Below are 23,408 nucleotides of genomic sequence, written 5' to 3'. Positions count from 1 at the left end.
ACTTTTTTGATTTTTCTTGAATTTCCTTGTTTTTCAGCGCTCTAGCGAATTTTGATTGCGCCAACAGTCGCCTTCACGCAGGTTTATTACCCGAACCCAAGGTAAAGCAATTTGCGGCCCGCGCCCCTTCTTGGGTTATCCACAGGCTTACCCACATACTAACCGGATATTGAGGCTCAAAACCCCCGAATCCGCGACTCGGAGCGTTACGCTTTTCGCTTTTTGACGAGTCGCAGGGCCAACAGCCCCAGAATCGCCGCCATATACAGGAGCGGCTCTAGCTGAATGCCTTTGACCAGCCACAGGAAGTGGATCCCACCAAGCAGGACGGCAATATACGTAAGCTTGTGCAGCTTGCGCCAAGTTGCGGCGCCCAGTTTGCGCACCGACAGGTTATTGGATGTAACAGCCAGCGGGACCAAGACCAGAAAGCCGGCCATCCCTATTGTGATATAGGGACGCTTCCAGATGTCGGCCCACATCTGCCCCCACAGCAGCGACATATCCAAAACCACCCAGACCAGCAGATGCAGGGCAACATAGGTGAAGGCCAGGACGCCAAACGTCCGGCGGAACTTTATCAGGTTAAGCCCAAGGTATTGGCGCAAAGGCGTCACGCACAGCCCGATTATCAAAAGCTGTAGTGCAATCTCGCCCAGCTCATGCTCCAGCGCCTTGATCGGTTCACGGCCCAGCCCCCCTGTCTGGGCCAGATACAGAAGCCACGGCACTGGCAATAGATACAGTATATAGACAGCCCATGTCGGGATCCGTCTTGCCAGACCATTCAATCGCTCAACTACTGTGTTCACTACTACGTCCTAGATACGTGAGGGGGGGGTGTTTTGCCTCTATTAGATAGACGGCACGGTCAGAACGTTTCTTTCAGGCTCATCCCTGCATACAGGCTGGCGACCTCTTCCTCGTATCCGTTCAACTTGAGCGTCGGAATACGTTTTGCAAACAAGCCACCCCCTACGAGGCGTTCGGAAGCCTGACTCCAACGCGGGTGGTCCAGCTCGGGATTCACATTACTATAGAAACCGTATTCGCGGGCGTTGGCGTTGTTCCAGCTTGTCGGAGGCTGTTTGTCCGTCAGGGTGATGCGCACAACGGACTTGATGGATTTGAACCCGTACTTCCACGGCACGACCAACCGCAACGGGGCGCCGTTCTGGTTCGGGATGTCTTTTCCATAGATGCCGGAGGCCATGATCGTCAGCGGATGCATCGCCTCATCCAGACGCAGACCTTCGACATAGGGCCAGTCGAGCACAGGGAACTGCACCCCCGGCATTTCATCGGGGCGCAGCGCGGTCTCGAAAGCTACGTATTTTGCCGAAGACTGCACCCCCGCCAGCGCCAACAGGTCGGCCAGCTCGAACCCGTTCCACGGGATCACCATCGACCATGCCTCGACACAACGGAAACGATAGATGCGTTCCTCGATCGTCATGGCCTTCATGATGTCTTCCAGCGCGTAGTTGCCGGGTTTGTCGACCATACCGTCGATCTGGATGCTCCACGGCTCTGTCGTCAGCGCGCCCGCGTAACGGGCGGGATCGTCCTTACCGGTGCCGAATTCATAGTAGTTGTTATATTGTGTGATGTCCTCGTAGGAGTTCGGCTCCAGCGAGTCCGCCGCAGCCATGCCAGCCCCCGCCCCGATAGAGGCAAGCCCCAGCCCCACAGCCGCACCGCCGATCAGTTGGCGGCGGTTCAGAAAATGCGCCTCGTCGGTGACGTCGCGATCGTTGAGCGTGTTTTTCCAGCGCAGGGCCATCAGGCTTCTCCTTCTATGTATATCATAGAGGTAGGGGGCGCAGACGTTTCGACCAAATGTTTTATGTCAACATTTCACCCGACACACCCGAATGTCAGAGAGTGTTTCAGTGAGGGCTGGTCAATTTAAGGCTCGGATCAACGCTAACGCGACCTGACCATCGGCGAGAACCGCGATGACCACCTTTGGGACGGGACTGGCGCGGACGGGGTCACACCCCTCAGCCAGCGCGACAGCATCACGATTCATGTCGGATGGTCGGTTCGGAGGTCGCATGACACCTCTTATATTACTCGCAATGCTCGGCGTCGGCTTTGGCGCATTCGCACTTTCGGGAGGTTCTGACGAAGCAGACACCCCCGAGCCAGAAAAAGAGCCTGTCGTTGAACCCGCCGATGAAGAACCGGAAGCTGAAGAACCCGATGTCGGCGTTTCATTTGTTGTCGACGGTGACACGATCAGCATTGATGTGGGCGAAGATGAGACGGGATCGGTGGTCGCAATCCGCACGGAGCTCCTCCGAGAGGACGTATTGGATGCCGACGACGTAGCAAACCCGCATCAAATGAACGGCTATCAAGAAACAACCCATTTTGGCGTTGAGTTTTTTCTTGTTCCCAAAGGTTCGGATTCCCCTCCAGTGTTGAGGATGTACTTGCCTCTACAGGTGCGGACACAGGCGATGTTGCAGAGAACCGCCCCGCGAGAATGGCCTACCAAGATTACCTCGCCAACATGGGCGCTGAACGCTTGGGCAGTGTCGATTTGGGAAGCTTTATCTTCTTCAATCCAACCCGTGACGCTGACGCACCGATAGCTTCACCATTGAAAGCAATCAGGAAGTTGCTTCGTTTAATCTGATTGCAAACGACGTTCCTTCCTTTTTGCCGGACGGTGAACACAATGTTTTTGGCACTCCCTTTCTTGATACATCGGAACAGGTCGTTGCAGATCAGAGCATTCAGCCTGCGGATGCCGAGATTGCGTTTGAGGACGGCATCATAGACATCACAGTCGACGCAGACGTCGAAGGGCAACTGATCGCGATTGAATACAACGATCTAAGTGGCGATGATACAACCCGCGTGGTCGAGTTCTACGTCCTACCAGAAAGCACCGAATTCCCGCTGACAGTCGCAGAAGTAAATGAGGCCGTGGCCGGAAAGGATCTGGACTATATAGGTTATCAAACGACCGAAAACTCCGTCGATATCGACACAATGCTTTTGGTCGCAGTCGCGCAGGAAACCAGCAGCGTCCGTGTCGGCTCTTTTGGCTCGTTTTTTCGAAGGCCCTGATGGCGGGATTGCCACTTACAATAACCTGATGGCGTATGAGATTCACGGCACGGTCGATTACGCGGGCTTCCGGTTTCACCCCGACGGAGCAAACGATACTGTTGTGTATGACACAGGACCCAATGCAATCGCACCGGTAGAAACCCCAAGCGGGGCCGGAGCGACCGCATAAGCCAGACAATCCCAAACAAAAAAGGCCGGAGCATACACTCCGGCCTTCTTTCATCCATTAACCCCGATCAATGCACCGTGGCATCGTCCGGCTTTGGCTTGTTACTGGCGGCGATGCGGTCGCCGATGATCAGCCCATCCGCCCCCGCGCTCACCGGAATGGTGTCGCCGTCGCTGACATCACCGGCCAGCAACATCTCTGCCAGCGGGTTTTGCAGCGCCGACTGGATCACCCGTTTCAGCGGCCGCGCCCCGAACACAGGGTCATAGCCTTCGTCGGCAAGCCACTTGCGCGCGCCCTCGTCCAGCTGCAACTCGATCTTGCGGGCAGCCAAACGTTTGAGCAGGCGGGCCATCTGGATATCCACGATCCCGTCCATGTTTTCGCGGTTGAGGCGGTCAAAGATGATCGTCTCGTCCAGACGGTTCAGGAACTCGGGGCGGAAGTGCGCCCGCACGGCATCCATCACATCACGCTTTGCGTCCGACATATCACTGCCGTCAGGCGCATTGCTGAGCGCTTGGGCCCCAAGGTTGGACGTCAGGATAATCAGCGTCTGCTTGAAATCCACGGTCCGCCCCTGCCCGTCTGTCAGCATGCCGTCGTCCAGCACCTGCAACAGCACGTTGAACACGTCCGGGTGCGCCTTCTCGACCTCGTCGAACAGCACCACCTGATAGGGGCGGCGGCGGACGGCTTCGGTCAAGACACCACCTTCGTCATACCCGACATACCCCGGAGGCGCACCGATCAGGCGGGCCACGGCGTGTTTCTCCATAAACTCGGACATATCAATGCGCACCATCGCGCTGTCGTCGTCAAACATGAACTCGGCCACAGCTTTGGTCAGCTCGGTCTTGCCGACGCCCGTGGGTCCGAGGAACAAGAAGCTGCCCAGCGGGCGGTCCTCGTCGTTCAGACCCGCACGCGAACGGCGTACGGCGTTGGCCACAGCCTTCACTGCCGCGTCTTGGCCGATCACGCGGCCATGCAGCTGTTCTTCCATGCGCAACAGCTTGTCACGCTCGCCCTCCAGCATTTTGCCGGCGGGGATGCCTGTCCAACGCTCGACCACGCTTGCGATCTGGTCGGGGCGCACAGCTTCTTCGACCGTCACGCCGTCTTCACGGCTTTCGGCCTCGTCCAACTGACGCTCCAGATTAGGGATGACGCCATAAGACAGCTCCCCCGCTTTGGCCAGATTGCCGTCCCGCTTGGCGATGTCCAGATCAGCGCGGGCGCGGTCCAGTTGTTCTTTGAGCACCCGTGCCCCTTCCAGTTTGTCACGCCCCGCCTGCCAGCTGGCCGTCATCTGCGCGCTGCGTTCTTGCAGATCGGCAAGGTCCTTCTGCAACGTCTCCAACCGGTCCTTGGACCCTTGGTCGTCTTCGAGCTTGAGCGCCTCTTCCTCGATCTGAAGCTGCAAGACCTGACGATCAAGCGCGTCCAGCTCTTCGGGCTTGCTGTCGACTTCCATCCGCAAACGGCTGCCCGCTTCGTCCACCAGATCAATGGCTTTGTCAGGCAGAAAACGGTCGGTGATATAGCGGTGGCTGAGTGTGGCGGCAGCGACCAAGGCGCTGTCGCTGATCCGCACGCCGTGGTGCATCTCGTACTTCTCTTTAATGCCGCGCAAGATGCTGACCGTGTCCTCGACCGTAGGCTCAAGGATCATGACGGGCTGAAAGCGCCGCGCAAGTGCCGCGTCTTTTTCGACATATTTGCGGTATTCGTCCAGTGTGGTGGCCCCGATGCAATGCAACTCACCCCGCGCCAGCGCAGGCTTGATCAGGTTCGCCGCGTCCATCGCGCCATCTGCCTTGCCCGCACCAACCAGCGTGTGCATCTCGTCGATGAACAAGATCACTTCGCCCGCGGCCTCGGTCACTTCGGTCAACACCGCTTTCAGACGCTCTTCGAATTCGCCACGGTATTTCGCGCCCGCAATCAACGCGCCCATGTCCAAAGAAAGCAGGCGCTTATTGCGCAGGCTTTCCGGCACGTCACCGTTGATGATCCGCAGGGCAAGGCCCTCTGCAATCGCGGTCTTACCCACGCCCGGCTCACCGATCAGAACAGGGTTATTCTTGGTCCGGCGGCTGAGCACCTGCATGGCGCGGCGGATTTCTTCGTCGCGGCCAATGATGGGATCAATCTTGCCCGCCTCGGCCCGCGCCGTCAGGTCCTGCGCGTATTTCTTGAGTGCGTCATACCCGTCTTCGGCGCTGGCACTATCTGCCGTGCGCCCCTTGCGCAGATCGTTAATGGCCGAGTTCAACCCCTGGGCCGAAACTTTGCCGGCTTCCAACGCGGTCTTGGCGCCCGATTTCACCATGCACAGCGCCATCAGGATACGTTCGACAGGAACAAAGCTGTCGCCTGCCTTCTTGGCCAGCGCCTCGGCCTCGGCCAGTACGCGGGTGGTGGCCCCGTCCAGATAGGTTTGTGCGGCGTCGCCGGTCACTTTCGGCATTTTGCCAATGGCCAGATCGACGGCCTGCTTGACCGCCTTTGCGTCGCCGCCAGACGTATTGATGAGGTTGCTTGCCAGCCCCTCTTCGTCGTCCATTAGGGATTTCAGGATATGTTCAGGCGTGAGCCGCTGGTGGCTGTCACGGGTCGCAATTGTCTGGGCCGCCTGCACAAATCCGCGCGACCGCTCTGTGAACTTGGTCAAGTCCATGGTCTTCTCCTTTTCAAAAGCGCCCACATATGGATGCACCCGCTTGGCGGCATGCGTTGGTGTGTGAGCCTCATGAGTGATTTGGGGAAGGTCACGCCCCTTATCAAGGTGGCGTTCCTTCAAATTTTACGCTTTTTCCCGCCACCCAAAAATCCACAAGCTACAGAATCGGCCAGTTTACGCCCAAGACACCAAAACGTGAAAAGCACCTAAAGCATTGTTACAAAATATAAAAATATAAGATTGCAAATTTTCCTGTCCTGATGGGGAAACCAAATCGGCTTTTAACAGTTCATTTATCAATGGGCATCACCATGTTGGTGTTAGCGGTACTGAGCGCCGGACACACGGACGCCATGAGGAAAAGCAGATGAAAGATACAAAAACACACATCGATCAGGTTATATATAATGCCTGCGCACAGCAGTTCGAAGCACTCGTAACAGTAGGTACCGGCGATGACGCCAAGAAGTATGCCTGCGCCATCGATGCGCCGATCACCATGACCTTCAAAGACGCGGCCCAAGGGCTGACAACCAAGGCGCTGCGCATGGATAAAAAGCATCAAGGGCTCCGCTCGTTCACGCGCCAGCATGTGGCCGCTGTGCGCGCCGGCCGACCACGTTTCGATCCGCGGGTCTGGCTGTCTCAGCTCGACGTGCGTGCATTCATCAAGGCGGCCTAACGCCGCCACCCCGAGATTCACGAATTTGCGCGTGTTGCGGGCCTGTTGCGTACACTCTGTCCCCGTACCCAACGCCCTCGCGCAAACGCACAGACGTCTGCCTGCCTGCACTGTCTGTGATACTCAAGCCCGGTCTGCCTTTGCGCGGCCGGGCCTTTTTTCTGTACTTGCCCCCCGCAGTCGCATAAGGCGTTGGACGTTTGTCAAACCCCTAGCCTGCTGGAGCGCGCCCCATGTCCCCTACCCAAGTTGATGACCGCCTGATCGTTGCCCTTGATGTTCCCAATGCCGTCAGCGGACTGGCCCTTGCAGAAAAGCTGGGCGATGCGGTCGGGTTTTATAAAATCGGGCTGGGGATGCTGACAGGCGGCGGGCTTGCACTGGCGAATGAGCTGAAACAGGAACACGGCAAGCGGATCTTTCTGGACATGAAACTGTTCGACATCGGCGCCACGGTGGAGTCCGCCGTGCGCGGGCTATCGCAGTTCGATCTGGATTTTCTGACCGTCCACGGCGACCCGCATGTCGTGGCCGCAGCCAAACAAGGAGCCGCTGGCAGTGATATGAAAATTCTGGGCGTCACGATCCTCACCTCGTTGGACCGCGCCGATCTGGATGCCAGCCTGATTGTCGCAGGCGATTTGCCCGAACTGGTCACCACCCGCGCCGCCCGCGCGTTCGAGGCAGGTGCCGACGGGGTGATCGCATCTCCGCAAGAGGCCGCGCTGATCCGCGCCTTGCCCGAGGCCGCGAACAAGCTGATCGTAACACCGGGTGTGCGCCCTGCGGGTGCCGCATTGGGCGACCAAAAGCGTGTGGCGACGCCCGCGCAAGCCATCGCAGATGGCGCAAATCATGTGGTCGTCGGCCGCCCGATTTATCAATCCGACGACCCCGCCCAAGCCGCCCGCGACGTTCTGGCCGAGATCGCAACAGCGGGATAGACAACCTGACCGTGTGCCAATTGCGCCACAACGCCTGGAATTGACCGAACGTAACCACATCCGAAACTATGTCACAGGCGCGGTTCGTGATACTCTACGTATGGTGATACTCCCCGACGAACTGGATCTTCCTTATGTTCGTCACCTTCCCCCCGCTACATAAGGCGGGGGGGCTTTTCGGAAAAATTCATTATGCATCAGATATTTGCGTCACGCGCATTGACCCAGACGGCCAGCCGCTCCTGAAAGGCGGGCACGGCTTTGGGATGGTGCAGGAACGCCTGTTCGGACATCATTTGCCAGCGCTGCCCCTCGTCGCCGAAAACGATATCGTGCCGCACCTCATGTGGCAGTTGGGCCACAAAGAACCATTTGAATGTTGCACCTTCGCGAAAACGGCGCCCCCATCGCAGTGCGGATTGCGGCACGCGCACCCCCAGCTCTTCGTGGCATTCGCGCAATGCGCAGTCTTGAGGCGTCTCTGTCCCCTCGCGCCCGCCGCCGGGCAAATCCCAGTGATCCGCAAAGATCAGGCCCGGCGTGGCATCCCGCAAGATAACCGCCAACTCGGCCCCAAGGTACAAGGCCAACTTTGCACCCCCGAAGGGGCTGCCGTCATAGGTTTCGATGTCGATTTGCATGGCTCTTGACCTCCGATGCGCCTATGATTAGCCATCCCGAAGCCCAGCACAATAGCCCCGCCATGCCCGCCCTTTGCCGCGATTGCCTGACCCAGTTCGAAGAGGCCCGCAGGTGTCCCGCCTGCGCCAGTCCGCGTGTCACGCGCCACGTGGAGCTGTGGGACCTTGGCATCGCGCATATGGATTGCGACGCCTTCTATGCCTCGGTGGAAAAGCGCGACGACCCCAGCCTTGAGGGCAAGCCCGTGATCATTGGTGGCGGGCGGCGCGGTGTTGTTTCAACCGCGTGCTATGTGGCGCGTATCAGGGGGGTCCGTTCGGCCATGCCGATGTTTCAGGCGCTTAAGCTGTGCCCTGAGGCCGTTGTGATCAAGCCGAGGATGGAGGAATATGTCAAAGCCTCCCGTGCGATCCGCACCATGATGGAGGAGCTAACGCCCGCGATTGAACCCTTGTCGCTGGATGAAGCGTTTCTGGACATGCGCGGCACCACCCGCCTGCACGGCGCCCCGCCTGCCGTGATGCTGGCAAGGCTGGTGCGGCGGATGAAGACCGAGCTTGGGCTGACAGGGTCGATCGGGCTGAGCCACAACAAGTTTCTGGCCAAAGTCGCCTCTGATCTGGATAAGCCGCACGGGTTTTCGGTCATCGGCGAAGGCGAGACGATGGATTTCTTGCGCGACAAACCCGTGCGGATGATCTGGGGCGTGGGTGCTGCGGCGCAGGCCTCGCTCGAGAAAGCGGGAATTCGGACGTTTTCGGATTTGCTACGGTGGGAGCAGGCTGATCTGGTTGCGCGCTTTGGCGGCATGGGCGACCGCCTGTGGCATCTGGCACGGGGGCAGGACAAACGCCGCGTTTCGGCCCATGCGCCGATGAAGTCGATCACAAATGAAACGACATTCAGCGAGGATACCTCGGACCCCGACATATTGGACGGGCACATCTGGCGGATGGCCGAAAAAGTCGCAGACCGCGCCAAGGCAAAACGCCTTGCGGGGCGTGTGGTGACGCTGAAACTGAAGCGGGCCGATCATACGCTGCTGTCGCGGCGCGTGGCACTGAGCGATCCGACGCAGTTGGCGGACCGGATTTACCGAACGGCGCGGGGGCTGTTTGATCAAGTGGGCGCGCAGGGGCCGTATCGTTTGCTGGGCTGCGGGTTGGCTGACTTGAGCGATGCTGCGGGGGCGGATCAGTTGGGGGATTTACTGGACCCTGACGCATCGCAGCGGACGGAAGCCGAACGGGCAACCGATGCGATACGCGACAGATTTGGTGCGCGGGCCATTGTGAAGGGCCGTGCCTTGCGGTGATGTTGATGGGGGCCAGCCCCCTTGACCCGGTGGCCAATTCCCCCGGAGGATTTTTGGCCAGAAAATATAATGACAGTTATTCAGCGGCGAGGGGGACGCTGCCCTGGCCGATTTTGGCGACCTCCGCGATGACATCGCGCAGGGCGGATTGAACGGCCTCGAAGTCGCCGTTGGGGCGGATCAGAGGCTCGTTCATGTAAAGGGAGCGGTCAATTTCCACTTGGACGGCGTGCTGGCCTTTTGCGGGCTTTCCGTAGGCTTGGGTAATATAGGCCCCTGCGAAGGGGGTGTTTCGGGTGACGACAAAGCCTGCGCTTGCGAAGGCTGCCTCGATCCGGTCGACGACTTCACCGCTGGCGGCGGCGCCGAAACGATCCCCCAGCACTACATCGGGGCGGCGGATGCCTGCGCGGGCGACGCCGTCCATTGCCTCGTGCGGCATGGAATGACAATCGATCAGGACTGTCTGACCATGGCGGGCGTGGGCCGTATCGAGCAGGGATTGCAGGCGATTGTGGTAAGGCTCCCAATAGCGGGATATGCGGTCTTGGGCCTCTGCAAGTGAGATTTTCCCGCGGTAGATGGCGCGGCCATTGGCAACAACGCGGGGAATCACCCCGAGACCAGAGGCCACACGCGGGTTGTGCCCGATACGGCGCGCCCCTTCGATCAGGGCGGGGTCGAGTTCATCGGGGGCGCGATTGAGGTCGACGTAGGCGCGTGGTGCGCCTGCTTTCAGGAAGACAGCGCCGAACTGGGGGGCGCATTCAAACAGCTGATCAACAAAGGCATCTTCGGATGAGCGGATCGCGTGTTCGTTCAGCACCGTTTTGCGCAGGAAGGACCAGCTATAGTCGCGCCCCGAGTGCGGTGAGGCAAAAACCACACAGGATGCGGGGGTGCTGGGCATCAATACATCAAAGGCAGCGGCGGGCATATGTGTCTCCTGTTCACCAAAAACACATAGCGCAGTTTATTAGAAAGCCAAAAGGTCTTGAACACGTGGACGACTCCTTTTATAGCGAGCGGACGGCGCGGTGTTTCGCGCCCCATTTTGTTTGGGGCAATGAGGCGCTGCACGTATAGTGGATGATTAGCTCAGCGGTAGAGCACTTCGTTGACATCGAAGGGGTCACTGGTTCGATCCCAGTATCGTCCACCATTTATTCTTTGGTATGCTCAATTCGTGAGCATACTGCCCGTAACCCGGCGCTGGCCCGCGCCACAACTTGGAAGGATTGGACCTATGAAAGTTCGCAATTCACTCCGCTCGCTCAAGAACCGGCACCGCGACTGCCGTGTTGTGCGTCGCAAAGGCCGCGTTTACGTGATCAACAAAACACAGAAGCGTTTCAAAGCCCGCCAAGGCTGAGACTGTTCTGACGGTTTTTTAAAGAGGCTGCTCTGGTTCAGAGCGGCCTTTTTGCTGTTGTGCTAGAGCGTGACGTGGCCGTCGATGACAATGCTCGTGTGGCCGCCGATCCAGATGTCATTGCCCCGTGGGGTGGCGACAGCGCGGCCTTGGCGCCCAAGCGCTGTGCCCTGGGCCAGCACAATCGGCGCCGTGAGCCGCCCTACCCCATGCAGCCAGCACGCAACTGCCGCGATGAGCGAACCCGTCACGGGGTCTTCTGACGCGAGGGATGCGGGCGTTAGGTTTCGAACCTCATAGCCTGCACCGTTAGCGCCGATGATGCTAACCCCGTTAAATGCGGGCTTACTAACCGCATGTGCATCAAGAGACAGAACGCGGGCGGCATTCGACAGCTCAATCACATTGCGCAAGACGCCGTTATCCAGTTGCACCGCATTCAGGACTTCGTCCGTGGCAATCGTCAGAGCGGTGCAAATCGCGTTGCGGGTCTGCGGTGGCATTGGGGCAATCCTGGTTTGGGGTGCTTCGAACGCGGGCGCCTCGCCTGTCAGATCAATCTCGACCAAACCCACATCGCAGTCCTGGATCACGCAGCCTTCGTTCTGCGGAATGCCCCCTGCGTGCAGCCATGCCGCACAACTGCCCAGCGTCGGGTGGCCTGCGAATCGCATCTCTCCTGTGGCGCTAAAAATCCGCACGCGGTAATCGCCACCTCTGTCCGAGGGCATCAGGAACGTCGTCTCGGCCTGCTGGGTCCAGTTGGCAAAATCCTGCATTTGTGCGGGGGTGAGGTCAGCGCCCTCAACCACCACGGCCAGCCCGTTGCCTTTCAACGCTGTGCTGCTGAACACGTCACATTGGATAAATCGCCGCTTCATCTGCACTCCATTTTGCGCTGGCCCTTGTCTGCGGCCTGCGCCACCATACCTGCCAAGTTGTAGCATTCCTTAAAGGAGCCCAAGATGGCAAGTGATCTGACCTATACCCCTCCGAAAGTCTGGACATGGGACGCCGAGAGCGGCGGCAAATTTGCCTCGATCAACCGGCCCATTGCAGGGGCAACCCATGACAAGGACCGCCCCGTGGGCAAGCATCCGATCCAACTGTATTCGCTGGCGACCCCCAATGGGGTGAAGGTCACGATCCTGCTGGAAGAGCTGTTGGCTCTGGGGCATTCGGGTGCCGAATATGACGCGTGGCTTATCAACATCGGCGAGGGCGATCAGTTCGGCTCGGGCTTTGTTGAAGCGAACCCGAATTCAAAAATCCCCGCGCTGATGGACCATTCCGATGGCGAACCGCAGCGGGTTTTTGAATCAGGTGCGATCCTGCTGTATCTGGCCGAGAAATTCGGCGCATTTGTCCCCACGGACCCTGCCCAAAAGACCGAGATGATGAGCTGGCTGTTCTGGCAGATGGGGTCTGCACCCTATCTGGGCGGCGGGTTCGGGCATTTCTATGCCTATGCGCCAGAGAAATTCGAATATCCCATCAACCGATTCTCGATGGAAACAAAGCGCCAGTTGGACGTGTTGGACCGCCATTTGGCCGACAACGAGTGGTTTGCGGGCGACTACTCGATCGCGGATATGGCGATCTGGTCGTGGTACGGTCAGTTGGTTCTTGGACGGCTTTATTCGGCGGCAGAGTTTCTGGAGGTCGAAAGTTATACCAATGTGATGCGGTGGGCCAAAGCGATTGATGCGCGCCCTGCGGTGACACGCGGGCGGATGGTAAACCGCGCGTTCGGGGATGACCTGTCGATGCAATTGCATGAACGGCATGACGCAACAGACTTTGAGACCAAGACGCAGGACAAACTGCAAGGCTCCTGAGTACAGTTCACCTAATGACCTGAATAAGCGCGCCCTGATTTTCGGGGCGCGCTTTTTTGTGGGGGTATATGGGGGCCAGCCCCCTTGGCCCTTTGGGCCAACTCCCGCAGAGGATTTAAGGCCGGAAAAATAGACGATTATGGCACCCGAGCGCGTCAGGGGCGGCGGCCCACCTGGCGGCAGATGAGGATGACGGGGAGCAAGCCCATCGCAACGATGACAAGGCTGGGCACGGCGGCGCCTTCAAGGCGTTCATCGCTGGCGAGTTGGTAGGCCTGAACGGCCAATGTGTCAAAGTTGAACGGGCGCATGATCAGGGTTGCGGGAAGTTCCTTCATCACGTCCACGAAGACGATCAACAGAGCGGTAAGCAAGCTGGGGGTCAGGATCGGCAAGTGAACGCGACGCAGAGTGCCGATGGGTCCTTGACCCAAGGAGCGGGAGGCTGCGTCCATATTGACGTGGACCATCGCCTGACCGCCCTCGTACGCGCCCAAGGCAGCGGCAAGGAAGCGCACCATATAGGCGATGACCAGCAGCCAGATAGAGCCTGTGATCAAAAGGCCGGTAGAGATGTCGAATGTGTCACGCATCCATGCGTCCAGCGCGTTATCAAAGGCCGCGAAGGGGACCAGAAGGCCAACGGCGATCACGCCGCCTGGCACAGCGTACCCAAGACGGGCGATATAGGCGGCCGATTGGGCCATGCGCCCGCCGCGCATCCGTTGCAGGAACCCGATGCTGATCGCGGCACCGACGGTGACCAGCGCAGCGACTGTGGCCAGTTTGGCGGAGTTCTGGATAAAGCCGAGGTAGCGGGCGCTGAGCAGGTTCTGCTCGGACCCCAACCCCATTGAGAATAGGACAATGACAGGTAGGACAGCACCCAACAGGACGGGCAAGCCGCAGAGTGTAATGGCGGCGGCGGCTTGCCAGCCTTTCAGGGTCGCGATGGGTGCCTCGCGGGATTGGCGGGCAGGATCGTGATAGCGGGCATTGCCGCGCTGCAAGCGTTCCAGCATCGCCAGAAGAAGCGCAAAGCCCAGAAGGCACAGCGCGAGCTGGGCGGCCCCCACGCGGTCAAAAAGGGAAAACCAGCTGGTGTAGATGCCTGTGGCGAAGGTTTGCACGCCGAAGTAGGCCACTGTGCCGAAATCGGCGATTGTCTCCATCACTGTCAGAAGAACACCACCCGCGATGGCGGGACGGGCCAGCGGCAGGGAGACTTTGAAAAACGCGACCCAAGGGGAAGATCCCAAAGCGCGGGCCGCAAGAAAGGTGGAGCCGCTTTGTTGCACGAAAGCAGCGCGGGCCAGCAGGTAGACATAAGGATATAGCACAAGAACAAGCATGCAGGCCGCACCGCCCAGAGAGCGGATCTCGGGGAACCAATAGTCACGCGGGCCCCAATCCATCATGGCACGCAAGCTGGATTGCACGACACCCGGATGGTCCAGAACATGGGTATAGGCGTATGCCAGCACGTAGGCAGGGAAGGCCAGCGGCAGCACCAAGGCTACCTCGAAAAAGCGCACACCGGGGAAGCGGGTCATGGTGACCAGCCACGCCGCGCCAACGCCGATCGAGAACGTGCCGAAAGCGACCAGAAGAACAAGCGCTAGCGTGGTGCGCGCATAGTCGCCCAGCACGGTTTGCGCCAGATGCTGCACCGTTTGCGTCCCGCCGGAGATTGCGGCAAGAAACACCGCGATCATCGGCAACGCGCACAGGATGGCCACGAACACTGCAAGCGCGGACAGGGATCGCACTCCGTCGCGTTTTGCAGGTTTGATTTGGGTTGACGCGTTGCTCATGCCTCTATGTCGACTATTATAGTCGGAAAGAAAAGTGCGCTGTCGTCGCGGTCTTTAGGCTTAGTCGTAGGTGCGTTGATCTTCGATCACCAGGCCGTCTTTGGGCAGGGTGTCGGGGGCCACTACGTCGATCACGCCTTTGAGCTTGAGCAGCGATGCGACAGACGCGGCATAGGCGGCCTCATCCGGTGCGCTGCTTTCGATGCGCACGGTCATCACGTCCTGCTCGGACGCGCGGGTGGCGATAACGCGGGCGCGGGTGATTTCGGGGTGGTGGGCAACCAGTTGGGCAACCTGTTCGGGTCGCACGAACATGCCTTTGATCTTGGTCGTCTGGTCGGCACGGCCCATCCAGCCCTTGATGCGCATGTTGGTGCGGCCGCACGGGGACGGACCTGCCAAAACCGCGCTCAGATCACCTGTGGCAAAACGGATCAGCGGGTAGTCGGGGTTCAGCGTGGTCACAACGACCTCGCCAACTTCGCCCGCAGGGACAGGGATGCCAGTGCCGGGCGTGACGATTTCCACAATCACGCCTTCGTCCACAATCATGCCTTCGGCTGCGGGGGATTCGTAGGCGATGTTGCCCAGATCGGCCGTGGCATAGCTTTGCAGGCAGATGATGCCGCGGGCGGTGTACCACTCACGTAAGGAAGGGAACAACGCGCCGCCGCCAACGGCGGCCTTGTCGATCTTGAGCGTCACACCCATCTCGTCCGCTTTTTCCAGAATCACCTTCAGGTAGTCAGGTGTGCCCGCATAGGCCGTTGTGCCGATGTCGCGGGCCGCGAAGACCTGTAACTCTGTCTGTCCGGTGCCCGCAGGCAGGACCGAGGCGCCGACGGCGCGTGCGCCACTCTCGAATATCATGCCCGCAGGGGTAAGGTGGTAGCCAAAGCAGTTGTGCACAATGTCTTTCGCGCCGATGCCAACCGCATGCAGAAAGCGGCCCATGCGCCACCAATCGGGGGCGTCGGATGAGGGTTCATAGATCGGGCCGGGGGATTGGAACACATGGCTAAAGCCGCTGGCGGGTTTTGTGGTAAAACCACCGAAGGGCGCATTGGCGGCTTGGGCTTTGCCCAGCTCGGATTTGCGCAGGACGGGCAGGTCGGCAAGCGCCTCGGCGCTGGTGATTGCCGCCGCGTCCACATCGGCGAGGCTCCCTGCATACCCGCCGAGCCCTTGGGCAGCGGCGATTTGGCGGGGCAAGGCCGTGGCATAATCAGCGGCGCGGGCGTCAGCGCTGCGTGTTTCCAATTCGTCGAAATGGCTCATCTTGGTCCCTCGTCCCCTGAGGCGGCACGCGGACTAATGGCGTGCGGCATACGTCGTCTTTGTGTGTATCGGTGCGCCCGTCGGCCCCGCCGTGATCAGCTGAGCCAGCGCTTGCGGCGGCGATAGCTGCGCACATCGCGGAAGGATTTGCGGCCCTCGTCGGACATGCCCAGATAGAATTCTTTCACATCCTGATTTTCGCGCAGATCGGCGGCAGGGCCGTCCATCACCACGCGGCCACTCTCCAGGATATAGCCGTAGTGGGCGAACCGCAGGGCCACGTTTGTGTTCTGCTCGGCCAACAGGAAGGTCACGCCTTCTTTTTCGTTGATCTCTTTTACGATGTTGAAAATCTGTTCCACCAACTGCGGCGCAAGGCCCATCGACGGCTCGTCCAGCAGGATCGTCTCGGGGCGGCTCATCAATGCGCGACCCACGGCGCACATCTGCTGTTCGCCGCCCGAGGTATAGCCCGCTTGGGATTTGCGGCGCTGGCGCAGGCGCGGGAAGTAGTTATAGACCATCTCGAGGTCGGCTGCGATTGCGCCTTTACCATCCGTACGGGTGTAGGCACCCGTCATCAGGTTTTCTTCAATCGTGAGGTGTTCGAAACAGTGACGGCCCTCCATCACCTGAACGACACCCTTTTTCACCGTCTCGGCGGGGTCTTGATGTTGGATCACATCGCCGCGGTATTTGATCGAGCCTTTGGTCACTTCGCCCCGCTCGGACGCAAGCAATCCCGAGATCGCCTTGAGCGTCGTCGTCTTACCCGCGCCGTTACCGCCCAGCAGCGCAGTGATGCCGCCCTTGGGGACGTTCAGGCTCACGCCCTTCAGGACAAGGATCACGTGATTATAGATCACCTCGATGTTGTTCACTTCGAGAACGTTCTCAACCTCAACCGATGGGGAGTTCGTGTCCAGCATGTGCCTTGACCCTTCTTGAATTCTTGCAAATTCTCTGGCCGCTACGAGATGCAGCGGCCAGAGAGAACGCGCAGCTTACTTGCAACCGGCTTCGATGTTGTTTTCCGCAGCGTAGGCTTCGGAATCTTCTTTGATCAGTGGCCCGATCACATCCATGTCGGAGGGAGCGAAGTCGGAAACGAGGCTCCACGTCTTGGACGATGCATCCCACTGGGTCATGCCGACAAGGCCTTCACCACCATGGTTTGCGCAAGACACGTTGAACTCTGGCCCGAAGTTCGGCAGGCCGAGAGCCGCCATCTTGGCTTCGGTCATTTCCAACGCTTCCATACCGTCGCGCATCATCGCGGGGGTGATGTCCATCTCGCCGTGGATCGCTTGGGCTGTTTTCACAGCTTCGGCGGCCAGCATTGCCGCGTACATGCCGCGGTTATACAGAACCGTGCCGATTTGATCGCCGGCGCCTGCCGCGTTGCCCTTGTCGACAACGTGGGTTTTGATGTCGTCGAACACGGGGAAGTCACTGCCCACACCGTGGAATGTCAGCGCCTTGTAGCCGTTGGCCGCGTCGCCTGCTGCGAGCACGTCATTCTCGGAACCGGACCACCAAATGCCGATGAAGTTTTCCATGTTGAAACGGATGTTGGCCGCTTCTTGCACCGCAACCTGGTTCATCACGCCCCAACCGTACATGATCACATAGTCAGGTTTGTCACGGCGGATTTGCAGCCACTGTGATTTCTGCTCCTGACCTGGGTGGTCAACTGGCACGCCTTTGAACTCGAACCCGTGCTTTTCAGCAAGTGTTTCCAGCGTGCGGATCGGCTCTTTGCCGTAGGCAGAGTTGTGATAAACGAGTGCTACTTTCTTGCCCTTCAGATCACCGCCGTTTTCGCCCAGCAGATAGTTGATCGCGCCAGAGGCACCGTTCCAGTAGTTGGCAGGGTAGTTGAACGTGTGGCTGAACACTTCGCCGTTCGCAGCAGAAGTACGGCCATAACCCATGGTGTGCATCGGGATGCCGTCCGCCGTGGTTTTCGGGATCAGCTGGTAGGTGATACCAGTGGAGAGCGGTTGATACACCAGCGAGCCTTCGCCCTTGGTGGATTCGTAGCATTCAACACCTTTCTCGGTGTTATAGCCGGTTTCACATTCCAGCACGCGGGTCATCACGCCGCCGATCCCGCCGTCACGCTCGTTCAGCATGGAGAAGTAGTCGGCATAGCCATCTGCAAACGGAATACCGCCCGCCGCATATGGGCCTGTGCGATAGCTCAGCGATGGGAACACAAGGTCCGCCAGAACGGGGCTTGCGCCCATCACGGCCGCGACGGCCAATGTACCTAGTTTATATTTCATCGGTAGTTTCCTCCCTTGGATTTTATCCGATTGGTTTAGTGAGCAGGTTGTCCCGCTTTCGTTGTTCATGGTCCTGCCCGTCAGTGCGGGAAGGGCCACAATCTCAGTTTCTCTTTTGCGACGCGCCACAGTTGTGCGATGCCATGCGGCTCTGCGATCAGGAATACGATGATCAAAAAGCCGACGACGACAAGGTTCAAATGCGCCACAATATCGGTGGGCCAGCCGAACCAGTCCACGCCAACAACCTTGAGCGCAACAGGCAGCAGCACCAGAAACGCCGCACCCGCGAATGACCCGAAGATCGAGCCGAGCCCGCCGATGATGATCATGAACAGCACCAGAAACGATTTCTGGATGCCAAAGACTTCGCCCACTTCCACAGCGCCCAGATAGACCGCAAAGAACAGCGCACCCGAGATGCCGATAAAGAAGGACGAGACCATGAACGCCGTTAGCTTGGCGCGCAGCGGGTTCACGCCGATGATCTCGGCCGCGATGTCCATATCACGGATCGCCATCCATTTGCGGCCCGCCGAGCCGCGCGTGAGGTTGCGCGCCACATAGGCGCTGACGATGGTGAAGAAGAGACAGAAAAGATATGTCGCCCAGGGCTCGGTCGATGGACCTGTCAAAAGGACGCCGAACAGGTCCCGCTCGGGCGCGTTGATCTGGCCGGAGGCCGAGTAGTTGTAGAACCACGCCACACGGTTGAACAGCCACACAAGGAAGAACTGCGCGGCAAGCGTCGCCACCGCCAGATAGAACCCTTTGATCCGCAAACTGGGCAGACCAAACAACACGCCAACAAGTGCGGTCATTACACCGCCCATGATAACGCTGAAAAAGATGTTGAATTCAGGCAGTCGGAACAGCAATTCGCCGCCCCACCAGATGTCGACGCCTGTCATGAACTTGTAGCACGCATAGGCGCCCACCGCCATGAACCCGCCTGTCCCCAAGGACACCTGCCCGCAATATCCCACAAGGATATTCAAGCCCAGCGCCGCAATCGCATAGATCAGGAACGGCAGCAGCAGCGAGTTCACCCAATAGTCATTAACCACAAAGGGGACCACAACGATGGCAATGAACAAGACAAAGTAATAACGATACCGGTCAAACTTGATCGGGAACGTCTGCTGATCCTCGGCGTAAGTCGTACTAAAATCGCCTGCTTCACGGTAGAACATCAGCTGCGCCCCTCTTCTTTATTTTGCCTATAAACTCCGGGGTCTGGGGCAGCGCCCCAGCCCACGCGGGCCAAATCACACACGTTCAATGATCTTCTCCCCGAACAAGCCCTGCGGACGGAAAACCAAGAACAAAAGCGCCAGCATGTAAGCAAACCAGTTCTCCGTCGCACCCCCAAGGAAGGGCGCACCGATCAGGAATTCAAACAGCTTCTCACCCACACCGATGATCAGACCACCCACGATAGCCCCCGGAATGGAGGTAAACCCACCAAGCATCAAAACCGGCAAAGCCTTCAAAGCAATCAGCGACAGCGAGAACTGAACGCCAGACTTTGCCCCCCACATAATCCCCGCGACTAAGGCAACAAACCCCGCCAGCGACCACACGAAAATCCAGATGAAGTTCAACGACACACCAACAGACAAGGCCGCCTGATGGTCATCCGCCACAGCCCGCATGGCGCGGCCCTGCTTGGTGTACTGAGCAAACATCACCAGCCCCGCAACCAACAGGATCGCAATAATGCTCGCCACGATATCAAGGTTGTCGATGAAGAAGCCGTAACCGAAGGCTTCATAAGTCGTGCCCTCGAGCCAGACGTTCATCCCCTGCGGCAGGCACGCACCCTCAGCCGCACAGACATTCAACGCCTTCAGCTCGGAGCCCCACATCAAATCCGCCACCCCTTCAAGGAAGTAGGCCAGGCCAATCGTCGCCATGAACAGAATGATAGGCTCTTGCCCCACCAGATGGCGGAAGACGAACCGCTGCACAGCCCAGGCAAGGGCAACCATCACAAACACCGTCAGAATGATCGCGATGAATGAATGCACATGCCAGCCGAACTTGTGCACATCCAAGCCGAATATTGCGTTGATCAAATGCGCAAACGGCACCTGCCCGTTCTGGATCCCGACCAAGGTCATCGCCGCAAACAGTGCCATAACCCCTTGGGCATAGTTGAAAATCCCCGACGCCTTATAGATCAGCACAAAGCCGAGTGCGACCAGCGCATAAAGCACTCCCGCCATCAGCCCGTTGGCAAAAACCTCGATTGTAAACGCTAGTTGTTCGTTCATCACACAGCTCCCCCAAGATCAGTCATGTGCCACACCCAGATACGCATCAATCACAGCCTGATTGTTGCGCACATCATGCGGCGTTCCGTCGCCGATCTTCTTGCCGTAATCCATCACAACCACACGGTCGCTCAGGTCCATCACAACACCCATGTCATGCTCAATGAGCGCAATCGTGGTGCCAAATTCATCATTCACCGACAGGATAAAGCGGCTCATGTCCTCTTTTTCCTCGACGTTCATCCCCGCCATCGGCTCATCCAGTAGCAAGATCGAAGGCTCGGCAGCCAGTGCCCGTGCCAACTCGACCCGCTTCTTCAACCCGTAAGGCAGACGCGCCACAGGTGTCTTGCGAATGGCCTGAATTTCCAGAAAATCAATGATCTTCTCGGCAACTTCACGGTTCTCGACCTCTTCACGCTCCGCCGCTCCGCGCCACAACATCTGCGAGAACATCCCCGACTTCATATGCGTCAAACGGCCGGTCATCACGTTGTCCAGAACGCTCATCCCCTCAAACAAGGCGATATTCTGGAACGTCCGCGCAATCCCCTGCTGCGCAACCTCAAAAGGCTTCACCGCCGGACGCCGCGCACCCTTATACCAGACCTCGCCTTCCTGCGGGACATAGAAGCCCGAAATCACATTGAGCATGGACGATTTACCCGCCCCGTTCGGCCCGATAATCGCACGGATTTCGCCCTCACGAATATCAAACGAGATGTCCTTGATCGCCTCAACCCCGCCAAACCGCAGAGTGATGTTCTTCATCTCCATGACAACAGGCCCAATCGTGCGCCCGTCTTCGGTCACATAACTCTCGACGCTATCTTTCACGCGCGGACCCCCATCTTCATTTTGCCAATTAAACTCAATCCCGCACCCTCACCAAACGCGACACCCGCGTTCGCAACCAAAAGGGATGGCGGGCGGGGCGTCGTGGCACACGCGCGTCGCAAGACATCCATCATTCTGCCGCCATCTTGCGATTGTCCGCAAAGACCTTCGCATCGCGCACTTCCAGCGTTGCCTTGATCGCCCCCTTGCGCCCATCTTCATAAGTCACTTCGGTCTCGGTACTCACCTGAGGCGAGCCATCGTAGAGCGCTGCAATAATATCGCCGTATTTCTCTTCGATGATACGGCGGCGCACCTTGCGCGTCCGCGTCAATTCACCGTCATCCGCATCCAGCTCTTTGTGTAGTACTACAAAGCGGTGGATCTGGCAGCCCGACAACATCTCGTCCTCGGCAACCGAGGCATTCACCGCCTCCACATGTTCCTGAATCTGCGCCATCACCTGCGGGTGCCGCGCCAGTTCCTGATAGGATGCATAGCCGATGTTGTTGCGCTCGGCCCAGTTGCCGACCGCCGTGAGGTCGATGTTGATAAACGCCGTGCATTCGTCCTTGCCATTGCCAAAGACCACAGCCTCCAGAACATTCGGGAAGAACTTCAGCTTATTCTCGACATATTTAGGCGCGAACAGCGAGCCATTGGCCATTTTGCCAACATCCTTGGCGCGGTCAATAATCCGCAAATGGCCCGTGTCAGGCTCGACAAAGCCCGCGTCACCCGTGGCAACCCAGCCTTCGGCGTCCTTGGTATCGGCCGTGCTTTCCGCGTTTTTGTAATACTCTACAAACACACCGGGTGAGCGGTAGAAGACCTCGCCATTGTCGGCAATCTTCAGCTCCACACCGGGACAGGTCACACCAACGGTATCGCTGCGCACCTGCCCGTCGGGCTGCGCGGTGATGAACACTGTCGCTTCGGTCTGGCCATAAAGCTGCTTCAGGTTGATCCCGAGGCTGCGGTAGAAATCGAAAATCTCGGGGCCAATCGCCTCACCGGCGGTGTAGCCCACGCGCACACGACTGAACCCAAGCGTGTTTTTCAGCGGGCCGTAGATAAACAGCTCCCCCAAACGGTACTTCAGCTTGTCGCCAAAGCTGACTTCCTCACCATCCAGAATGGCCGACCCCACTTTGCGCGCGTGCGCCATATAGTGGTCAAACAGCTTCTTCTTGAACTTGCTCGCGTCTTCCATGCGGATCATCACATTGGTCAGCTGCGTCTCGAAAACACGCGGCGGGGCGAAATAATAGGTCGGCCCGATTTCGCGCAGGTCGACATGCATCGTGTCCGCACTCTCGGGGCAGTTGGTACAAAACCCCGTCCACAGCGCCTGACCCACCGAGAAAATGAAATCCCCGACCCATGCCATCGGCAAATAGGCCAGAATCTCATCTGTCTGCTGCAAGTTATCAAACTCGGACGAAGACTTGGCCGTCTCGATGATGTTGCGGTTGCTCAGCACAACGCCCTTGGGCTTGCCCGTGGTGCCAGAGGTATAAAGCATCACGCCCGTGGTGTCGTAATTCAACTTTGCCTGACGCGCTTCCAGCTCTTTGATGTGGGCATCACGCGCCTTGCGGCCCATGTCCTGCACATCACTGTACTGGTTCAAAGCGGCATGGTCATATTTGCGCAAGCCGCGTGCATCCAGATAGATCATCCGCTCGAACTCGGGCAGTTGCTCCTGCACTTCGAAAACCTTGTCGACCTGCTCTTGGTCGCCCACCACGGCAAAACGCGCACCGCAGTGGTTCATCACATAGGCCATCTCTTCGGCATTGGCGTCTTGGTACAGCGGCACAGGCACCGCGCCGCACATCTCGGCGGCCATCATCGCCCAGTACAGATAGGGGCGGTTGCGACCGATGATGGCGACAAAGTCGCCCTCATTCAGACCCAGCGCAAGAAAGCCAAGCGCAAGCGCCTCAACCTCGTTACGGGTCTGCGACCACGTCCAGCTCTGCCAGATGCCGTATTCTTTTTCACGGTAGGCAGGTGCGTTCGCAAACTGCTTTGCATTGCGGTGCAGCAATGCCGGAACAGATGCAGGTTGCCCCGCAGGACATTCAATCAAAGCCAAAGTGTATCCTCCCAAGTCCTGTCTTCAAAACAGGCCGACCGCGTTTGCGCGATTCAGTATGGCGCCAAGAATGGCAGGGTTA

General features: G+C 58.6%; 21 protein-coding genes and 1 tRNA gene. 8 read left to right on the top strand and 14 right to left on the bottom strand.

The genetic code is table 11. The annotated features are described in order from the left end of the window. Window positions 1–206: 206 nt before the first annotated feature. Entirely contained in the window at window positions 207–812 is a 606-nt protein-coding gene (gene msrQ / locus ABMC88_RS09435) for a protein-methionine-sulfoxide reductase heme-binding subunit MsrQ (RefSeq protein ID WP_349576611.1), read from the bottom strand. Between the two features lie 59 nt (window positions 813–871). Further along, on the bottom strand, window positions 872–1,783 hold the full coding sequence (gene msrP, locus ABMC88_RS09430) for a protein-methionine-sulfoxide reductase catalytic subunit MsrP (protein WP_349576610.1): 912 nt from the start codon (window positions 1,781–1,783) through the stop codon (window positions 872–874). Window positions 1,784–2,057: 274 nt separating this feature from the next. On the opposite strand from msrP, the gene ABMC88_RS09425 reads away from it, so the two are divergent. Both ABMC88_RS09425 and ABMC88_RS09420 read left to right on the top strand, forming a co-directional pair. Further along, window positions 2,058–2,600 (top strand): hypothetical protein, encoded by a 543-nt coding sequence (locus ABMC88_RS09425; protein ID WP_349576609.1) that lies wholly within the window; start codon window positions 2,058–2,060, stop codon window positions 2,598–2,600. A 67-nt stretch (window positions 2,601–2,667) separates the two neighbouring features. Further along, window positions 2,668–3,081, top strand: a complete 414-nt coding sequence (locus tag ABMC88_RS09420) for a hypothetical protein (protein ID WP_349576608.1) — start codon at window positions 2,668–2,670, stop codon at window positions 3,079–3,081. 239 nt (window positions 3,082–3,320) lie between these two features. Here the strand turns inward: ABMC88_RS09420 and clpB are convergent, their stop codons facing one another. After that, window positions 3,321–5,936: an ATP-dependent chaperone ClpB gene (gene clpB / locus ABMC88_RS09415; RefSeq protein ID WP_349576607.1), complete on the bottom strand. Its 2,616-nt coding sequence runs from the start codon at window positions 5,934–5,936 to the stop codon at window positions 3,321–3,323. A 370-nt stretch (window positions 5,937–6,306) separates the two neighbouring features. On the opposite strand from clpB, the gene ABMC88_RS09410 reads away from it, so the two are divergent. Both ABMC88_RS09410 and pyrF read left to right on the top strand, forming a co-directional pair. After that, the gene (locus ABMC88_RS09410) at window positions 6,307–6,621 is read left to right on the top strand and encodes an orotidine 5-phosphate decarboxylase (RefSeq protein ID WP_349576606.1); all 315 of its coding nucleotides are present in this window, start codon (window positions 6,307–6,309) and stop codon (window positions 6,619–6,621) included. A gap of 233 nt (window positions 6,622–6,854) precedes the next feature. Continuing rightward, window positions 6,855–7,565 (top strand): orotidine-5'-phosphate decarboxylase, encoded by a 711-nt coding sequence (pyrF, locus tag ABMC88_RS09405; protein ID WP_349576605.1) that lies wholly within the window; start codon window positions 6,855–6,857, stop codon window positions 7,563–7,565. 197 nt (window positions 7,566–7,762) lie between these two features. On the opposite strand, the gene ABMC88_RS09400 is transcribed toward pyrF, so the two are convergent. Further along, a complete protein-coding gene (locus ABMC88_RS09400; protein ID WP_349576604.1) occupies window positions 7,763–8,206 on the bottom strand; it encodes an NUDIX hydrolase in 444 nt (147 codons plus the stop codon). Between the two features lie 62 nt (window positions 8,207–8,268). Here ABMC88_RS09400 and ABMC88_RS09395 point away from each other — a divergent pair, with 62 nt between their 5' ends. Beyond that, window positions 8,269–9,522: a DNA polymerase IV gene (locus ABMC88_RS09395; protein ID WP_349576603.1), complete on the top strand. Its 1,254-nt coding sequence runs from the start codon at window positions 8,269–8,271 to the stop codon at window positions 9,520–9,522. A gap of 76 nt (window positions 9,523–9,598) precedes the next feature. On the opposite strand, the gene ABMC88_RS09390 is transcribed toward ABMC88_RS09395, so the two are convergent. Then, window positions 9,599–10,459 carry an N-formylglutamate amidohydrolase gene (locus ABMC88_RS09390; RefSeq protein ID WP_349576602.1) on the bottom strand — a complete coding sequence of 287 codons (861 nt, stop codon included), beginning with the start codon at window positions 10,457–10,459 and terminating at the stop codon, window positions 9,599–9,601. 150 nt (window positions 10,460–10,609) lie between these two features. On the opposite strand from ABMC88_RS09390, the gene ABMC88_RS09385 reads away from it, so the two are divergent. Beyond that, window positions 10,610–10,684 (top strand) — tRNA-Val (locus ABMC88_RS09385). A gap of 84 nt (window positions 10,685–10,768) precedes the next feature. Further along, the gene (gene ykgO, locus ABMC88_RS09380; protein ID WP_025058716.1) at window positions 10,769–10,894 is read left to right on the top strand and encodes a type B 50S ribosomal protein L36; all 126 of its coding nucleotides are present in this window, start codon (window positions 10,769–10,771) and stop codon (window positions 10,892–10,894) included. Between the two features lie 62 nt (window positions 10,895–10,956). On the opposite strand, the gene ABMC88_RS09375 is transcribed toward ykgO, so the two are convergent. Next, window positions 10,957–11,775 carry a PhzF family phenazine biosynthesis protein gene (locus ABMC88_RS09375; RefSeq protein WP_349576601.1) on the bottom strand — a complete coding sequence of 273 codons (819 nt, stop codon included), beginning with the start codon at window positions 11,773–11,775 and terminating at the stop codon, window positions 10,957–10,959. Window positions 11,776–11,859: 84 nt separating this feature from the next. Here ABMC88_RS09375 and yghU point away from each other — a divergent pair, with 84 nt between their 5' ends. Further along, window positions 11,860–12,732, top strand: a complete 873-nt coding sequence (yghU, locus tag ABMC88_RS09370) for a glutathione-dependent disulfide-bond oxidoreductase (protein WP_349576600.1) — start codon at window positions 11,860–11,862, stop codon at window positions 12,730–12,732. A 155-nt stretch (window positions 12,733–12,887) separates the two neighbouring features. Here yghU and ABMC88_RS09365 read toward each other — a convergent pair whose 3' ends face one another. The 8 genes from ABMC88_RS09365 to ABMC88_RS09330 form a co-directional block, all read right to left on the bottom strand. Then, the gene (locus tag ABMC88_RS09365; protein WP_349576599.1) at window positions 12,888–14,546 is read right to left on the bottom strand and encodes an ABC transporter permease; all 1,659 of its coding nucleotides are present in this window, start codon (window positions 14,544–14,546) and stop codon (window positions 12,888–12,890) included. A gap of 60 nt (window positions 14,547–14,606) precedes the next feature. Beyond that, window positions 14,607–15,824: a phenylacetate--CoA ligase family protein gene (locus ABMC88_RS09360; RefSeq protein ID WP_349576598.1), complete on the bottom strand. Its 1,218-nt coding sequence runs from the start codon at window positions 15,822–15,824 to the stop codon at window positions 14,607–14,609. Between the two features lie 95 nt (window positions 15,825–15,919). Continuing rightward, window positions 15,920–16,753: an ABC transporter ATP-binding protein gene (locus ABMC88_RS09355; protein ID WP_349576597.1), complete on the bottom strand. Its 834-nt coding sequence runs from the start codon at window positions 16,751–16,753 to the stop codon at window positions 15,920–15,922. A 75-nt stretch (window positions 16,754–16,828) separates the two neighbouring features. After that, window positions 16,829–18,112 carry an ABC transporter substrate-binding protein gene (locus ABMC88_RS09350; protein ID WP_349576596.1) on the bottom strand — a complete coding sequence of 428 codons (1,284 nt, stop codon included), beginning with the start codon at window positions 18,110–18,112 and terminating at the stop codon, window positions 16,829–16,831. Between the two features lie 80 nt (window positions 18,113–18,192). Then, window positions 18,193–19,305: a branched-chain amino acid ABC transporter permease gene (locus tag ABMC88_RS09345; protein ID WP_349576595.1), complete on the bottom strand. Its 1,113-nt coding sequence runs from the start codon at window positions 19,303–19,305 to the stop codon at window positions 18,193–18,195. A gap of 75 nt (window positions 19,306–19,380) precedes the next feature. Next, window positions 19,381–20,388 carry a branched-chain amino acid ABC transporter permease gene (locus tag ABMC88_RS09340; protein ID WP_349576594.1) on the bottom strand — a complete coding sequence of 336 codons (1,008 nt, stop codon included), beginning with the start codon at window positions 20,386–20,388 and terminating at the stop codon, window positions 19,381–19,383. Window positions 20,389–20,406: 18 nt separating this feature from the next. Then, window positions 20,407–21,165, bottom strand: coding sequence for an ABC transporter ATP-binding protein (locus tag ABMC88_RS09335; RefSeq protein ID WP_439655593.1), 759 nt, complete (start codon window positions 21,163–21,165; stop codon window positions 20,407–20,409). Between the two features lie 190 nt (window positions 21,166–21,355). Then, window positions 21,356–23,326 carry an AMP-binding protein gene (locus ABMC88_RS09330; protein ID WP_349576592.1) on the bottom strand — a complete coding sequence of 657 codons (1,971 nt, stop codon included), beginning with the start codon at window positions 23,324–23,326 and terminating at the stop codon, window positions 21,356–21,358. Window positions 23,327–23,408: the final 82 nt, after the last annotated feature.

It is taken from the genome of Sulfitobacter aquimarinus (assembly GCF_040149565.1).
GTDB lineage: Bacteria > Pseudomonadota > Alphaproteobacteria > Rhodobacterales > Rhodobacteraceae > Sulfitobacter > Sulfitobacter aquimarinus.
The sequence above is the reverse complement of the archived record's forward strand: the minus strand, read 5'-3'. Positions and strand labels throughout refer to the sequence as shown.

Bases quoted from the DNA above. Each gene is read 5' to 3' on its own strand.
- msrP (WP_349576610.1), bottom strand. From the start codon at position 1,783: ATGGCCCTGCGCTGGAAAAACACGCTCAACGATCGCGACGTCACCGAC.
- ABMC88_RS09425 (WP_349576609.1), top strand. From the start codon at position 2,058: ATGACACCTCTTATATTACTCGCAATGCTCGGCGTCGGCTTTGGCGCA.
- clpB (WP_349576607.1), bottom strand. From the start codon at position 5,936: ATGGACTTGACCAAGTTCACAGAGCGGTCGCGCGGATTTGTGCAGGCG.
- ABMC88_RS09410 (WP_349576606.1), top strand. From the start codon at position 6,307: ATGAAAGATACAAAAACACACATCGATCAGGTTATATATAATGCCTGC.
- pyrF (WP_349576605.1), top strand. From the start codon at position 6,855: ATGTCCCCTACCCAAGTTGATGACCGCCTGATCGTTGCCCTTGATGTT.
- ABMC88_RS09400 (WP_349576604.1), bottom strand. From the start codon at position 8,206: ATGCAAATCGACATCGAAACCTATGACGGCAGCCCCTTCGGGGGTGCA.
- ABMC88_RS09395 (WP_349576603.1), top strand. From the start codon at position 8,269: ATGCCCGCCCTTTGCCGCGATTGCCTGACCCAGTTCGAAGAGGCCCGC.
- ABMC88_RS09390 (WP_349576602.1), bottom strand. From the start codon at position 10,459: ATGCCCGCCGCTGCCTTTGATGTATTGATGCCCAGCACCCCCGCATCC.
- ykgO (WP_025058716.1), top strand. From the start codon at position 10,769: ATGAAAGTTCGCAATTCACTCCGCTCGCTCAAGAACCGGCACCGCGAC.
- ABMC88_RS09375 (WP_349576601.1), bottom strand. From the start codon at position 11,775: ATGAAGCGGCGATTTATCCAATGTGACGTGTTCAGCAGCACAGCGTTG.
- yghU (WP_349576600.1), top strand. From the start codon at position 11,860: ATGGCAAGTGATCTGACCTATACCCCTCCGAAAGTCTGGACATGGGAC.
- ABMC88_RS09365 (WP_349576599.1), bottom strand. From the start codon at position 14,546: ATGAGCAACGCGTCAACCCAAATCAAACCTGCAAAACGCGACGGAGTG.
- ABMC88_RS09360 (WP_349576598.1), bottom strand. From the start codon at position 15,824: ATGAGCCATTTCGACGAATTGGAAACACGCAGCGCTGACGCCCGCGCC.
- ABMC88_RS09355 (WP_349576597.1), bottom strand. From the start codon at position 16,753: ATGCTGGACACGAACTCCCCATCGGTTGAGGTTGAGAACGTTCTCGAA.
- ABMC88_RS09350 (WP_349576596.1), bottom strand. From the start codon at position 18,112: ATGAAATATAAACTAGGTACATTGGCCGTCGCGGCCGTGATGGGCGCA.
- ABMC88_RS09345 (WP_349576595.1), bottom strand. From the start codon at position 19,305: ATGTTCTACCGTGAAGCAGGCGATTTTAGTACGACTTACGCCGAGGAT.
- ABMC88_RS09340 (WP_349576594.1), bottom strand. From the start codon at position 20,388: ATGAACGAACAACTAGCGTTTACAATCGAGGTTTTTGCCAACGGGCTG.
- ABMC88_RS09335 (WP_439655593.1), bottom strand. From the start codon at position 21,165: ATGGAGATGAAGAACATCACTCTGCGGTTTGGCGGGGTTGAGGCGATC.